The organism is Legionella yabuuchiae, from assembly GCF_900640115.1.
Taxonomy (GTDB): domain Bacteria; phylum Pseudomonadota; class Gammaproteobacteria; order Legionellales; family Legionellaceae; genus Legionella_A; species Legionella_A yabuuchiae.
Map to the genome: position 1 here is coordinate 39,581 of NZ_CAAAIW010000021.1, position 14,194 is coordinate 53,774.

Below are 14,194 nucleotides of genomic sequence, written 5' to 3' on the forward strand. Positions count from 1 at the left end.
GCCACGCATTTTTGGCGAACTTACAAGAAGCCAACTACACTTGCAACTAAAACGGATGAACTAGGGAAGGTTCCTTAAGGCAGCTTGCGCCTCGGCTGAATTGGCTCGTGATGTATGAGTTTTTTGTCTTGTATAGCTGGCTAGAATGTTTTGTTTGGCCAAATTACTCGACGTACCTTTGGAGAATGATGTAATGAGCAGCAGTAATCTGCAAAAAGAAATAGCCTCTTCTTACCTCTCTGGTGGAAGCATGGCATATATTGACTCTCTATACGAAGATTATCTGAGCGACCCTGAGTCCGTTCCTGAAGACTGGCAAACATTCTTTCGTGAATTACCAAAAATAAACGCGGAAGAAGACGTTTCTCATCGAAAAATTCGAGACTATTTTCAGGAAACGGCCAATAAGAAGTGCGTTCAAGTGACTTCCGCTGATCGTAAACAAGCTGAAATTGCTAACTTAATCAACGCTTACCGTACTTATGGACACCTCGTTGCGAAGTTGGATCCTTTGAACATGTCTGAGCGCACCCCAGTCGATAGCCTGAAATTATCCTACCATAACCTAACCGATGCAGACTGGAATAAAGAGTTTCATCCTGGCCATTCATTTAATGAAAAGCCGATGCCTCTTTCTAAAATTTACGAACTCTTAAAGAAAACGTATTGTGGAAGCATTGGCATTGAGTACATGCATATTGCCAATACCGACGAACGTCGCTGGATTCAGCAACAACTTGAAAGTGTCCATGGCCAGCTTAAGCTTTCGACCAAACATAAACTTAAAGTTCTTAATGAGCTGATTGCAACCGAAGGTCTGGAAAAATATCTTGGCTCACGATACGTTGGCCAAAAACGGTTTTCTGTGGAAGGGGGGGATGCCCTCATTCCTTTAGTGCAAGAAATCATTCGATCCGGTGGGGATCGTGAAGTAAAAGAAATTGTTATTGGCATGGCCCATCGCGGAAGATTAAATGTTTTAGTCAATGTGCTTGGAAAAGAGCCTGATGCCTTGTTCCAAGAATTTGAAGGAAAAGTGAATTCAGAGCGAACGGGCGACGTCAAATACCACTTGGGGTATTCATCGGATCTAAGAACGGAATCTGGCAATATCGTCCATGTTGCCCTGGCGTTCAATCCTTCTCATTTAGAAATCATCGGTCCGGTAGTCGAAGGGTCGGTTCGCTCAAGGCTAAGAAGACGCAATGATTTGGAGAAAAAGGATAGTGTGTTACCCTTAGTAATCCATGGTGATGCTGCTTTTGCAGGTCAAGGTGTTGTGATGGAGACGTTCAACTTCTCCCAAGCCAGAGGGTATTGTACCGGCGGAACAGTCCATGTTGTCGTTAATAACCAGATTGGTTTTACGACCAGCAATCCCTTGGATGCTCGCTCAACCTTATATTGCACGGACGTTGCGAAAATGGTGCAAGCGCCAATTATTCATGTTAACGGCAACGATCCAGACGCGGTAATGTTTGCAACTCGCATTGCATTTGAGTTTCGAATGAAATTTAAACGCGATGTTGTGGTGGATTTGGTTTGCTATCGACGTCATGGACATAATGAAGCTGATGAGCCTTCCGTAACCCAGCCTGAAATGTATCAAAAAATCAAAGCGATGCCGACCGTCAAAGATCTCTACGCCAGTGAGTTGATTGATGAAGGGCTAATCAGCAAGGAAAAAGTCGAGCAGCTAGCAGAAGAGTATCGAGATAAGCTCGATAAAGGTGAAGCCGTGGTTGAAACGGTTAAAGGATCCTACTCCGGGAAGCGCGCAGTGGATTGGACCCCTTTTATTCATACTAAATGGACCGAAAAGGCGGATACGACCGTTGATGAAAAAACACTAAAAGAATTAGCTGAAAAAGTGAATTCAGTACCGGATAGTTTTACACCGCACTCTGTGGTTAAGCGTTTACTTGAAGAACGAAGAAAAATGGCTGCGGGTGAAACGCCGATTAATTGGGGGTTTGCTGAAACACTAGCATATGCTTCATTGATACACGAAGGGTATTCTGTTCGTCTGTCTGGTCAAGACTCATCCCGAGGAACTTTTGCGCATCGTCACGCCGTGTTGCATGATGCCAAAACAGGCAATACCTACACTCCTTTAGAAACCATAGTTGATAATCCACTTAAGCCTTTTGTGGTGATTGATTCCGTTCTTTCCGAAGAGGCGGTGTTGGCGTTTGAATATGGTTATTCGGCTTCTGAACCAAACACTTTAGTGATTTGGGAAGCTCAATTTGGTGATTTTGCTAATGGAGCTCAGGTTGTTATTGATCAATTCATTAGCTCTGGCGAGCAAAAATGGGGGCGTTTATCGGGTCTTGTTATGTTTTTGCCGCATGGCTACGAAGGCCAAGGACCAGAGCACTCTTCCGCAAGATTAGAACGCTTTATGCAGCTTTGTGCGCAACAGAATATGCAAGTTTGTGTTCCAACAACACCAGCTCAAATCTTCCATTTACTACGACGTCAGATTAAACGTAAGTACAGAAAACCTTTAATTGTCATGACGCCCAAAAGTTTATTACGGCATAAATTGGCCGTTTCATCACTTGAAGATTTATCTGAAGGAAAGTTTTATAATGTTATCCCTGAAGTTGATGAGCTAAAGGAAGAAAAGGTGTCTAAAATAGTTCTTTGCTGCGGGAAAGTTTATTATGACTTATTGCAAAAGCGGCGCGAAGAATCGTTAGATCATGTTGCTATTATCCGGATTGAGCAACTTTATCCGTTCCCGAAACAGGAGCTAAAGAGACAGCTGGCAAAATATCCAAACGCTAAAAAAATTATCTGGTGTCAAGAAGAGCCCCAAAATCAAGGCGTTTGGTTCGCTTCTCAACATAACATTAAGGATTGCTTACAGGAAGATCATTCTCTGTATTATGCTGGCAGAGGGTTTGCTGCAGCTCCTGCGGTGGGAAGTCCAAAACTTCATGCTGAGCAACAAGAAAAGTTGGTGAAAGAAGCTTTAATGGAACAATGAGTGGCTTAGGCCATAAAGAATCGGAGCTTTGGGGTAGGGACAGTTCCCTAATGCCAGAGACGTTAAACACTAAAATTAATTTACAAAAAAGGTAAAATTATGTCTATCGAAGTCAATGTACCGGCCTTACCCGAGTCAGTTGCTGACGCTACTATTGCCACTTGGCATAAAAAAGTGGGTGACAAAGTATCACGGGATGAAAATCTCGTTGACTTAGAAACCGATAAAGTCGTTCTGGAAGTCCCTGCTCCGGCGGATGGGGTATTAAAAGAAATTCATTTTGACGAAGGTGACACGGTTACGGCCGGTGAAATCTTAGCTACGATAGAAGAAGGAGCCGAAGACGGCAAGTCGGACAAAGAAGAGAAAAAGCAGAAAGAAACAAAAGAAGAGAAAGAAGAAAAGCAAGAAAAATCAGGTGACGAAGAAAAAGCCGCCAGCCCCGCAGTTCGTCGCATGCTCGCTGAACATGACTTACAGCCCAACCAAATTAAAGGCACAGGGAAAGACGGTCGTATCACCAAAGAAGATGTTGTGGCTTATATCGAATCGAATCGCGATAAAGCAAAAAAATCCACCGAAGAGAAAGCAAAAGACAAAGCACCTGTTTCAACGGGAGTTCGAGAAGAACGGCGCGTTCCTATGTCGCGATTACGTGCCAAAATTGCAGAGCGCTTAGTCGAAGCTCAGCATAACGCAGCCATGCTAACCACATTCAATGAAGTTAATCTTAAAGCGGTGATGGATATTCGTGCGCAATATAAGGATAGTTTTGAGAAAAAACATGGCGCAAAGCTAGGCTTTATGTCCTTCTTTACGAAGGCGGTCGTTGAATCATTGAAGCGATTCCCAGCCGTAAATGCGTCTATTGATGGTCAGGATATCGTTTATCACGGTTATTATGATATTGGAATTGCCGTTTCAACAGAGCGCGGCTTGGTGGTTCCTATTGTGCGCGATGCGGATCAGTTAAGCATGGCAGAAATTGAAAATACCATAGCCGATTCCGCAACACGTGCCCGACAAGGTAAATTATCGATGGACGAGATGCAGGGGGGAACTTTTACCATTACTAATGGGGGTGTATTTGGTTCTCTTCTGGCTACTCCTATTATAAACCCACCGCAAACCGGTATTCTTGGCATGCATAAGATCGAACAACGACCAATCGTTGAAAACGGTGAGATTGTCATTCGTCCAATGATGTATCTGGCGCTTTCTTATGATCACCGCCTAATTGATGGTAAAGACTCGGTACAGTTTTTAGTAAGCGTAAAGGAGCTTCTAGAAGATCCTGCACGTTTATTGTTGAATGTCTAATCTTAATCACAAGAAGACAGATAAGATCATCTTATCTGTCTTATTTTTTTAGGGGTGTATTAACAATTTACTATCTTGGCTGATAAGCTTCGATGTTCGGTGCTTCGTTAATGCTCGAAAGTCAAGTCTTTTCAGTTTAGTCTAGTGGATTGTAAACACGCACTCTAATGGATTTTTATAGGAAAACAGAATGAATTTACATGAATATCAAGCCAAGCAATTATTTGCAAGCTATGGACTTCCAGTCCCGAATGGGGAAGTGGCCCATAATGTAGAAGATGCGCTGCAGGTTGCATCCAAGTTATCAACACCCCGATGGGTCGTGAAAGCACAAGTTCATGCAGGCGGCCGCGGCAAAGCGGGCGGTGTGAAGTTGGTTTCCAATAAAGAAGAACTAAGTTCATATGTTAAATCCATCTTAGGTTCTCGTTTGGTGACTTACCAAACTGATGAACATGGTCAACCGGTTAATTCAGTCTTAGTTGAAGAAACCAGTGATATCGAACGCGAGCTTTATTTGGGTGCGGTGATTGATCGCGCCACACGCCGCGTGGTAATCATGGCTTCAACGGAAGGTGGCGTTGAAATTGAAAAAGTGGCCGAAGAAACACCTGAAAAAATATTTAAAATTCAAGTGGATCCGATGGTTGGCGTGATGCCCTATCAGTGTCGCGAAACCGCATTTAATTTGGGTTTAGAAGGGGATCAAATTAAACAATTCACCAACCTAATGATTGCATTGGGGAAAATGTTTGTAGAATGTGATTTAAGCTTGCTAGAAATTAACCCGCTCGTTGTTAATAAGCAAGGTAATTTGATTTGTCTCGATGGTAAAGTGAATATTGATGATAACGCGTTGTATCGTCAGCCCAAATTGAAAGCTATGCGAGATACGACTCAGGAAGATGAACGGGTCAACCGCGCGCATGACTGGGAATTAAACTATATTCCTTTGGATGGTGAGATAGGTTGTATGGTCAATGGCGCGGGATTGGCTATGGCCACTATGGATGTTATTAAACTACATGGTGGGGAACCTGCAAATTTCTTAGATGTAGGCGGTGGTGCCACTAAAGAACGCGTTCGAGAAGCTTTTAAAATCATTCTCTCAGACGAAAAAGTGAAAGGCATTCTGGTTAATATTTTTGGTGGTATTGTACGTTGTGATTTAATTGCAGAAGGGATTTTAGAGGCCGTCAAAGAAGTTGATGTGAACGTGCCTGTCGTTGTTCGTCTCGAAGGAAATAATGCTAAAAAAGGCGCAGACATTTTGAATCAAAGCGATTTGAATGTGATTGCGGCCACCAGCTTAACCGATGCGGCTAAAAAAATTGTAGAACAAGTTTCTTGATACGTGGATTAGGCTTATCCGTTTAAATTAATGTGGCTCTGATTGTAAAAGTTCTAGCCACACTAAAACCTCGAGGTTATGAATGAGTATATTAATTAACAAAGACACTAAAGTCATTTGCCAGGGATTCACCGGAAAACAAGGTACGTTTCACTCTGAGCAGGCGATTGAATACGGAACACGCATGGTCGGGGGCGTTACACCTGGCAAAGGAGGGCAAGAGCACCTAGGGTTGCCAGTTTTTAATACCGTTAAAGACGCTATTCGCGAAACAGGAGCAGATGCTAGCGTGATTTATGTTCCAGCCCCTTTTTGTAAAGACTCCATCTTAGAAGCCGCTGATGCTGGAATTCGATTGATAGTTTGCATCACAGAAGGCGTTCCAGTATTAGACATGCTGGAAGTAAAGACCTATCTTGAGAACAATACTAACAGTCGTTTGATAGGACCTAACTGCCCGGGAGTGATTACACCAGGGGAATGCAAAATTGGCATTATGCCAGGAGCCATTCATCTTCCTGGCAAGGTAGGAATTGTTTCTCGTTCTGGGACATTAACTTATGAGGCAGTCAAACAAACCACGGATAAGGGATTTGGCCAAAGTACTTGTGTTGGGATAGGAGGGGATCCCATTCCCGGGACAAACTTTATCGACGTGTTAGAATTGTTTGAAAAAGACGAACAAACCGAAGCCATCATTTTGGTAGGCGAAATCGGCGGAACCGCTGAAGAAGAAGCGGCACAATACATCAAAGAGTATGTTAGCAAGCCTGTCGTTTCTTATATTGCAGGCGTTACCGCGCCAGCCGGAAAGCGCATGGGCCATGCCGGAGCAATTATATCTGGTGGTAAAGGTACTGCGGAAGATAAATTTGCAGCGCTTGAAGCCGCTGGTGTTAAAACTGTGAAATCCCCGGCCCTATTAGGGGAGGCGATTGCTGAAATCACAGGATGGTAAGTCTAACCGCTTGCAGAACATTCGTCGTGTAAAGTGTGATGTTTAAAGCTAAACTAGGCAGCGTCCCTAAAGTTATTGCTTTTCGCTGGTCGCGAAACTTTAGGGACGCTGCCTAGGGAGTCTAGCGAAGCTTTATCGCAATAATTATGCGTTGTATCTTACGGCTTGACCGCAGGATACATAGCTTAGACGCGATAAGCTGTTTTAAAGCCAAGGAATTCAACGAATGAAAAAATGGAAAACAATCGCTGACATTAGACGTGAATATGGAACGCTATCGCTCTCTAAACAAGACGCGGCCCTTACACCTTTTGAGCAATTTGAGCGTTGGTTTCAAGATGTAATTGAAGTTGAAACGATTGATCCTACCGCCATGGTGTTGGCGACAGTCGATCATCAAGGCCATCCCGATACGCGTGTTGTGCTTTTGAAAGGGATTGAAAACAATGCGTTTGTTTTTTTTACGAACTATCAAAGTACCAAAGCCATTCAGATTGATCAAAATCCTTATGTTGCATTAAATTTTTACTGGCCAGAAATGGCTCGACAAGTCCGAATTCGAGGGTCGATTCAAAAAGCATCCAAAACGCAATCAGACACTTATTTTGCTTCAAGACCGTTGTCTAGTCAATTGAGCGCAATCTGCTCACCCCAGAGCCGGGTTGTTGGGGAGAGAGGCGAGTTGGAACACCGATTTAATGAACTGATTGCGAAACATCAACAAGAACCTATCGTACGGCCTGAATATTGGGGTGGGTATGTCGTTAACCCTGAAACGGTAGAATTCTGGCAAGGAAGGGACAATAGGCTCCACGACAGGCTTCAATATATACTAAAAGACGGACAATGGCATATAAAGCGCCTTGCCCCCTAATATCCGTTGCACAAATCATTCCCGATTTGAACTCACAGCGATTTCCCCCTTAAAGATCTTTAACGGTTCGGCCGATAAATCATTTACTGCAGAATTTGTTTGTGAAGAAAATGTAAAGTTTTCTTAGCTCGATATAAATTGGAATTTGAAGAGGTAAAATAAATACTAAGTCAAGGTCATTAATGGTTGACCAACTTACATCACAATGAAAATGAAAGGGGTAATGACATGAACACAATCAACGAATTTGTACCTTATATTAAATTAAAATTCAATGTTGAGCATCCCTCCTTTGAAGCATGCTATGCCTATGGCTACGAATGTGGGTTGACCAATGTAAGTGAGGAGAACAACCCTTATAAGGAAGGCACTAGAGAGTATGAACAATGGTCTGATGGCTGGTGGGCTGGATTTTACAAAGAAGAGCCCATTTATGATATAACCGATTACATTGGGTATGATCACATAACGGAAGAATTTGCAGCGAATGACGAACGTTTCTATGCCTCAGCCAAGACTGGATTTATTACTAAAGTGCTGGAATTAAGCAGCGTTATTGCAGTATCAGCTATTTTAGGATACCAAGTTTTAGACATGGTGGCGTAAGAACATTTTTGGGTATTAAACAGCTTTAAAAATACCAAATTCCCAGCCATGATTGGGAGTTTGGAATTTTTAAAGATTAAGTCCTGTCTATTTATTGAAAAACTTGAGGACCATGCTTCGCATTCTAGCAAGCTCAGCCGGATTAAACTCTTTATAGCAAGAACTGCCAATATTTAAGCAAACCGTAACTTCATCGCCAATGCCCTTCAGTAAATCAACGCCAGATAAACGCAATAATTTAATCTGCTCAGCGATATCGTTTGCCCAAGCATCAAAAAAAACCATGTTGCTAAACACAGGTAAAAAAACAAGGCCTTGATCCATACAGTAAAGCACTTTAGGATCTGCTTCACTATCGGCTTCGATAGGAATAATGAAATTGGCTTTAATAAATTCCAAGTAGGCTTTATTGGCCTCCTTCTGTGCGCCTTCCTGCTGAAACGCGTTTAAAATGGCTGTTTCTAATTCGTTCATCAACATCTAAATGATTAGTAAAATAGCCCATAATTTTATCAGATTTATTTCCGATTGAAAAACAGTGGCTGGTAGGAAGGTTGTGGATATAGGTTGAAATTATCTACCGCAACAGTATAATGGGACAACAATTTTGCATGATTATTGAGCAACGACGCCTCTTTAGAGGCTAGTATAAGATATTCAGAAAATCTAATAGTGGACCTATGAATTCAATTGTACTCTCGCAAACAAATAAAGATAGAACTCAAAAAAAGCTTGGCTATGCTTGGCTTGTCTGGGGATTAGCTGCTGCCTTTTTTTTTTCCGATTATATGGCAAGAGTTGCTCCGGGTGTCATGCATCGCTTTCTGCAAAGCGATTTTGGCATCAATGAAGCTGGATTTGGTATTTTAACAGCCTCTTTTTACATTCCTTATATTTTAATGCAAATTCCTGTTGGACTTACCGTAGACAGACTAAGTATCCGCTGGATTTTGACCATCATGTCTTTAATTACTGCTTTTGGATGCTGTGTGTTTGGACTTGCGGATGGACTCTTAACCGCATCGATTGGCAGAATGTTAATTGGATTTAGTGCCGCATTTGCATTTGTCTGTGCGCTAAGGTTAGCAACATCCTGGTTCCCCACTGCGATGCTTGGCTTATTGGCGGGGTTGACCCAAGCGCTTGGCATGCTTGGCGCGGCCGCCGGCGAAGCACCTGTATCTTTTTTAGTAGGCTCGGTTGGCTGGCGTCACAGCATGTTGATTATTGCATTTTTGTTTATTTTGTTGGCTGGTTTGCTGTATCAATTCGTGCAAGATAGACCAGCAAAGAAAGCAAATCGCATTAAAGATGAACATAAAATCAGCATAGCCGAAAGTCTTCGTATTATTTTGACCCACAAACAAGCTTGGATAAACGCACTTTATGCTGGATTTTTGTTTGGACCTACCGCGGTTATTGGAGAATCGATAGGACCAGCTTATCTGCAATATGGTCGAGGTTTAACTGCTCATGCAGCAGCATTTGCGACTGGGCTTATCTTTATTGGTTGGGGAATAGGCGGGCCATTATCAGGCTGGTTATCGGATAAAATGGGTAGACGAAAGCCCATCATGATTGTGTCTGCCATTTTTGGAATGGTTCTAACCACCGCTTATGTCTTTTCTCCTGAAATGAATAAAACGATGGCTTATCTCTTATTCTTTGCATTCGGCTTAACCAATACCGGTGTTGCAATTGCATATGCTGTTTCAACGGAGTTGCATGAGCGAAAAGTCATTGGCACATCCATTGCTTTTACCAATATGATCTCAATTTTTGTAGGTGCCTCATTACAACCGCTGGTAGGGAAAATGGTGGACTTGATTTCTGGCACAAGAGCTTACAATGTTGAGATGCTCCATTTATCTGATTTTCAATTTGGCTTACAAATATTACCTATTTGCTCGTTTATCGCATTAATTTTAGCCTTCATGGTGAAAGAAACTTATTGTAAACAACAATAAGTGCGTCGACTATCACCGAACGCAATCCTGTTGCGTTCGGTGATAGTTTAATGGCCGGGCTATGACAAGCGACGCACACAGAACAGTTGAGTTCTATTTAAAAATAATTTCCTCCAGATCGCTCAATGCCTTTGCGAGAATACAATTATCGTGCTTTAATAACAGCTGTTTTCTAACGCAATTATTTTGCGATAAAACATTACCCTCTTGCAATTAATTGCCCAGAACGCAAAAAAGAGGATCATTTTAAACACGGAGCTGATAATGAAAAAATTAGTGGGATTGATAATTATCTTAGTTGTTTTAATCCTTGGTGGATATTACGGCACAGGAATGATGACCGAGCGTACCTTAAAGAAAGATATTACTTTAGTTAATCAAGCAAACGGATTGAATGTTACGATTAACCGCTATGATCGAGGTTGGTTTACGTCTAAAGCAGATTTATTATGGAAAGTTCATGTTCCTGAGCGAGTGGTGAAAGGCCAAGATGATCACCCTACCTTAGTACCTGCTCAAAACTATACAATGGATATGCCACTTTCTATTTATCATGGCCCGGTAATTTTCGCAAAAGATGGTGTTCATTTCGGCTTAGGATACGCAAAGACGGAATTGAATCTTCCTGATCAATTTAAAGAAAAATTTTCCGAGACCTTTGCCAATGAATCGACAACCCCAAAACTGAATGTCAGCGTATTAGTAAACTATCTAAATCGTAGCCGATTTCGGGCTCAACTACCGCAGTTTACATTGATTGCTAAAGATGGCGGGGGTACATTTGAATGGCATGGCATGACCAGCGATGTCACATTAACTTCCCAATTGGATCACATTGATGGTGATATGAATATTAAGGGGATTAATGTCAAAAAGGATCAAATGACCGCAACGGTTAGCCAGGTTAGTAGTGAGTACAATCTGTATCAAGCTGAAAATGGATTGTATTTAGGTCAAGCTAGCTTTTCATTGCCTTCTGTTTTGGTGACGAATCATGATCAAAAGACATTTGAACTCTCTAAATTTAATGCTCATACGAAGAGCGATATTGAGGATGGTTTGTTTCACTCTCATCTTGAGGTTTCATTAAATCAACTATACATGGATGGCAAAACCTATGGTCCTGGTGAGATAAAGCTGGCGATCAAAAACTTAGATGCAGATGTTTTGGCGAAAATCAATGAGCAAGCCAATCAAGTGCAGGGAAGTTCCGATGCCGAACGTCAGCAAGCTTTATTTACTATTTTACCAGAGTTGCCAAAGCTGTTTAGTAAGGGAGCCCAGTTGGAAGTTACAACATTGAGCTTTGTGATGCCCGAGGGTAATATTGAAGGCAATCTTACCTTGAATTTACCGCAAGGCGATTCATCAAATCCCTTCCAGCTCATCCAGCAAATTAGGGGCGAAGGTCACCTTAAGATGCCTGCTGAGTTTGTAAAACAAGGGTTTAAGGAAGCAGCAAAGCGTCAACTCATCAAGCAGCCTAGCTTGCAAGATGCATTGGCTAATCAAATGCAGATGCATGCTGCGGATGAGCAACAAGAACAGGTTCAACAACCGGCCGGTAACGAAGCTCAAGCAGCTGGTGCGCAGAATCAAGATGGTGATACTCAACCACAAGGTAAAGTTAAGCCACAGGAACAAGCGGCTCAGTCCGATGCGACTACTGCACCAGCCGAGCAGCCGGTTACTAAACAAATGACGCTTGCAGAACTTGACCAAAAAGCGGAGGCAAAGGCCCAAGAAAAACTAGATGCTTTGGTCGCAGCCGGTGCATTGGAGAAGCAAGGCAATGAATACGTTATTCATGTGACCTTGAGTGAGGGTCAATTAACGGTTAATGGTAACCCATTTAATCCGGCTATGGTTCAATTTTAGTTAAGACTTGGTGGGCTAAATGCCCACCATTTATTCTTCAAACTTGTCGAGCTATATTCATTTCGTTAGAATTATTTTTTTTTGAAAGAAGGAGTTAATAATAATGACAACAATCAGCAATGAAGCTGGGGATACAACTGCATCTTTGGCCCAGAGCGTAACTCAATCAGTGCAAAAATATTTTTCCGAGCTGAAGGGGACTGATCCTGTTGATTTATACCAATTTGTGCTTGAGGAAGTTGAAGCACCCTTATTCCGTGCAGTTATGGAGCATTGTAAATACAATCAATCCCGCGCAGCGCTCATGTTGGGTATCAGCCGTGGAACATTAAGAACCAAGCTACGTCACTACTTTGATGATAAATACGTTGGTTCTCGCGATTGATAAACCCCATCTCGGCTTTTTGTATGTTGTTTACATACTGTGCTTGAAGCGCGCCGTTGTTACATAAATTCACCGCCTTTTCCCCTCTCACCCGCACGAAGTGTGGAGAGAGAGGGTGGGGTGAGTAAGATTAAATTGTAATCCAATGGATGTATTTAATTAATTATTATGCATCAAAATAATAAGTATGTTCGTTGACTCCCAAAACTTCATGATCTTATTGAAGATAAATTGTCTCTTAATCAGCAAACATTGAGCTGATAGACTCTTCTTCATTAACGCGCTTTATGGCTTGAGCAATCATTTCCGCAAGGCTAACCACTCTAATTTTAGAACAACTTTTGGCTTCTTTAGAGAGAGGAATGGTGTCTGTAACAACGACTTCGTCTAGTGAAGAACTCATGATGTTGGTGATGGCAGGCCCAGATAAAACGGGGTGAGTGATGTATGCTCGCACGCTTTTTGCTCCGCTTCTTTTAAGCTCAATGGCGGCAGAACATAAGGTTCCAGCCGTGTCGACGATATCATCGACAATAATACAATTGCGACCTTTAGGGTCACCAATGATGTGCATGACTTCTGATTTATTAGGACCGCTACGGCGCTTATCAATAATGGAAAGCTCCGCATCATTTAACCGCTTGGCCATAGCGCGAGCACGCACCACCCCACCTACATCCGGAGAAATAACCATTAAATTATCTAGTTGTTGTTTCTGAATATCATCCAATAAAACCGGGGTAGAGTACACGTTATCGACAGGCATGCAGAAAAATCCCTGTATTTGATCGGCGTGCAGGTCAACCGTTAGCACGCGACCAATGCCAACGGAGGTAATCATATCAGCAACGACTTTAGCGGTGATGGGAACACGGGCTGAACGTACGCGACGGTCCTGCCTTGCATATCCGAAATAGGGAATGACGGCGGTAATACGGTTGGCTGAGGAGCGTCTGAGCGCATCTGCCATGGCCAAGAGTTCCATTAAATTGTTATTTGATGGCGCACAGGTTGATTGGATAATAAAGACATCTCTTCCTCGGACATTTTCCAAGATCTCGACCATGGTTTCACCATCGCTGAACGTTCCAACGTTCGCTTTGCCAATAGGTAAGTTTAAATAGGAAGAAATATTTTGGGCAAGTTTAGGGGTGGCGTTGCCAGTGAATATCATCATCGTAGACATGTGCGTGAAAACCTTAGATAAATTTAATCAGGTAGCATAAACACATGGCAGAAGACAGCCAGAAAGATATTATTGTTGTTTAGCGATCCGGTGAACGCATCCTTCCCGGTATCTTCTGCCGTCTGTTAACTTGAATCACCAAGATTGTGGCTGGGGTGCTAGGATTCGAACCTAGGAATGCAGGGATCAAAACCCTGTGCCTTACCGCTTGGCTACACCCCAGTAAGCTTTAGATTCTATATTTACACAAATGTTGTACATTCATGCGTCGAACTGGGGTGTATTTTGCAGTGATTTAATTCGCTTGTCAATTATGATCTAAAAAAAACCTCTGTACATGACAAAAAAACCTGTCATGCCCGCGCAGGCGGGCAACCATTTCTGGTTTGGCACTGAAGTAACTTAAGATAACTCGCTGCCATAGAATGAAAATCATATAATCTCGATCGTCAAAAGAAGGTTCTATGGAGTGTATCAGCGAGTTGAAGGATAGTTTAAATATGTATTTTGGCTGGAACAAGGGAGAATAACATGTTTTGTAACTATGTTACTTGCATTGCTTGCTACGCGTACAGTTAATTTAAACCAATTGGCTTGTGTTGTATTCAGTGACGCCCTCCAAGCGTCAAGGTACCGTAGAATACAACGATTTTTTTCCGAATTTCCTTTGGATT

The 14,194-nt window shown here is 42.4% G+C and carries 11 protein-coding genes and 1 tRNA gene; 9 read left to right on the plus strand and 3 right to left on the minus strand.

The features are described from left to right. The first annotated feature begins 193 nt into the window (after positions 1–193). From E1O47_RS08745 to E1O47_RS08770, 6 genes are all read left to right on the plus strand, one after another. Positions 194–2,995, plus strand: coding sequence for a 2-oxoglutarate dehydrogenase E1 component (locus E1O47_RS08745; protein WP_133130879.1), 2,802 nt, complete (start codon positions 194–196; stop codon positions 2,993–2,995). A 99-nt stretch (positions 2,996–3,094) separates the two neighbouring features. Next, positions 3,095–4,315, plus strand: coding sequence for a 2-oxoglutarate dehydrogenase complex dihydrolipoyllysine-residue succinyltransferase (odhB, locus tag E1O47_RS08750; protein ID WP_133130880.1), 1,221 nt, complete (start codon positions 3,095–3,097; stop codon positions 4,313–4,315). 190 nt (positions 4,316–4,505) lie between these two features. Beyond that, a complete protein-coding gene (gene sucC, locus E1O47_RS08755; protein WP_133130881.1) occupies positions 4,506–5,666 on the plus strand; it encodes an ADP-forming succinate--CoA ligase subunit beta in 1,161 nt (386 codons plus the stop codon). 82 nt (positions 5,667–5,748) lie between these two features. Then, complete coding sequence (gene sucD, locus E1O47_RS08760; protein ID WP_133130882.1) at positions 5,749–6,624, plus strand: succinate--CoA ligase subunit alpha; 876 nt, start codon at positions 5,749–5,751, stop codon at positions 6,622–6,624. Positions 6,625–6,850: 226 nt separating this feature from the next. Next, entirely contained in the window at positions 6,851–7,498 is a 648-nt protein-coding gene (gene pdxH, locus E1O47_RS08765) for a pyridoxamine 5'-phosphate oxidase (protein ID WP_133130883.1), read from the plus strand. A gap of 228 nt (positions 7,499–7,726) precedes the next feature. Beyond that, a complete protein-coding gene (locus tag E1O47_RS08770) occupies positions 7,727–8,104 on the plus strand; it encodes a transmission trait enhancer LetE (protein WP_133130884.1) in 378 nt (125 codons plus the stop codon). 87 nt (positions 8,105–8,191) lie between these two features. Here the strand turns inward: E1O47_RS08770 and E1O47_RS08775 are convergent, their stop codons facing one another. Next, positions 8,192–8,578, minus strand: a complete 387-nt coding sequence (locus E1O47_RS08775) for an SseB family protein (protein ID WP_133130885.1) — start codon at positions 8,576–8,578, stop codon at positions 8,192–8,194. A 206-nt stretch (positions 8,579–8,784) separates the two neighbouring features. Here E1O47_RS08775 and E1O47_RS08780 point away from each other — a divergent pair, with 206 nt between their 5' ends. From E1O47_RS08780 to E1O47_RS08790, 3 genes are all read left to right on the plus strand, one after another. Beyond that, positions 8,785–10,071 carry an MFS transporter gene (locus E1O47_RS08780; RefSeq protein ID WP_133130886.1) on the plus strand — a complete coding sequence of 429 codons (1,287 nt, stop codon included), beginning with the start codon at positions 8,785–8,787 and terminating at the stop codon, positions 10,069–10,071. Positions 10,072–10,335: 264 nt separating this feature from the next. Continuing rightward, positions 10,336–11,949, plus strand: a complete 1,614-nt coding sequence (locus tag E1O47_RS08785; RefSeq protein ID WP_133130887.1) for a YdgA family protein — start codon at positions 10,336–10,338, stop codon at positions 11,947–11,949. 103 nt (positions 11,950–12,052) lie between these two features. Further along, positions 12,053–12,334 carry a helix-turn-helix domain-containing protein gene (locus E1O47_RS08790; protein ID WP_133130888.1) on the plus strand — a complete coding sequence of 94 codons (282 nt, stop codon included), beginning with the start codon at positions 12,053–12,055 and terminating at the stop codon, positions 12,332–12,334. A gap of 238 nt (positions 12,335–12,572) precedes the next feature. Here the strand turns inward: E1O47_RS08790 and E1O47_RS08795 are convergent, their stop codons facing one another. Both E1O47_RS08795 and E1O47_RS08800 read right to left on the minus strand, forming a co-directional pair. Next, positions 12,573–13,520 (minus strand): ribose-phosphate pyrophosphokinase, encoded by a 948-nt coding sequence (locus E1O47_RS08795; RefSeq protein WP_133130889.1) that lies wholly within the window; start codon positions 13,518–13,520, stop codon positions 12,573–12,575. Positions 13,521–13,667: 147 nt separating this feature from the next. Continuing rightward, positions 13,668–13,742, minus strand: a tRNA-Gln gene (locus tag E1O47_RS08800). Between the last annotated feature and the right edge of the window lie 452 nt (positions 13,743–14,194).

Coding starts and splice junctions, on each gene's coding strand:
- E1O47_RS08795 (WP_133130889.1), bottom strand. CDS start 13,520: ATGTCTACGATGATGATATTCACTGGCAACGCCACCCCTAAACTTGCC.
- pdxH (WP_133130883.1), top strand. CDS start 6,851: ATGAAAAAATGGAAAACAATCGCTGACATTAGACGTGAATATGGAACG.
- E1O47_RS08790 (WP_133130888.1), top strand. CDS start 12,053: ATGACAACAATCAGCAATGAAGCTGGGGATACAACTGCATCTTTGGCC.
- E1O47_RS08780 (WP_133130886.1), top strand. CDS start 8,785: ATGAATTCAATTGTACTCTCGCAAACAAATAAAGATAGAACTCAAAAA.
- E1O47_RS08775 (WP_133130885.1), bottom strand. CDS start 8,578: ATGAACGAATTAGAAACAGCCATTTTAAACGCGTTTCAGCAGGAAGGC.
- E1O47_RS08770 (WP_133130884.1), top strand. CDS start 7,727: ATGAACACAATCAACGAATTTGTACCTTATATTAAATTAAAATTCAAT.
- odhB (WP_133130880.1), top strand. CDS start 3,095: ATGTCTATCGAAGTCAATGTACCGGCCTTACCCGAGTCAGTTGCTGAC.
- sucD (WP_133130882.1), top strand. CDS start 5,749: ATGAGTATATTAATTAACAAAGACACTAAAGTCATTTGCCAGGGATTC.
- E1O47_RS08745 (WP_133130879.1), top strand. CDS start 194: ATGAGCAGCAGTAATCTGCAAAAAGAAATAGCCTCTTCTTACCTCTCT.
- E1O47_RS08785 (WP_133130887.1), top strand. CDS start 10,336: ATGAAAAAATTAGTGGGATTGATAATTATCTTAGTTGTTTTAATCCTT.
- sucC (WP_133130881.1), top strand. CDS start 4,506: ATGAATTTACATGAATATCAAGCCAAGCAATTATTTGCAAGCTATGGA.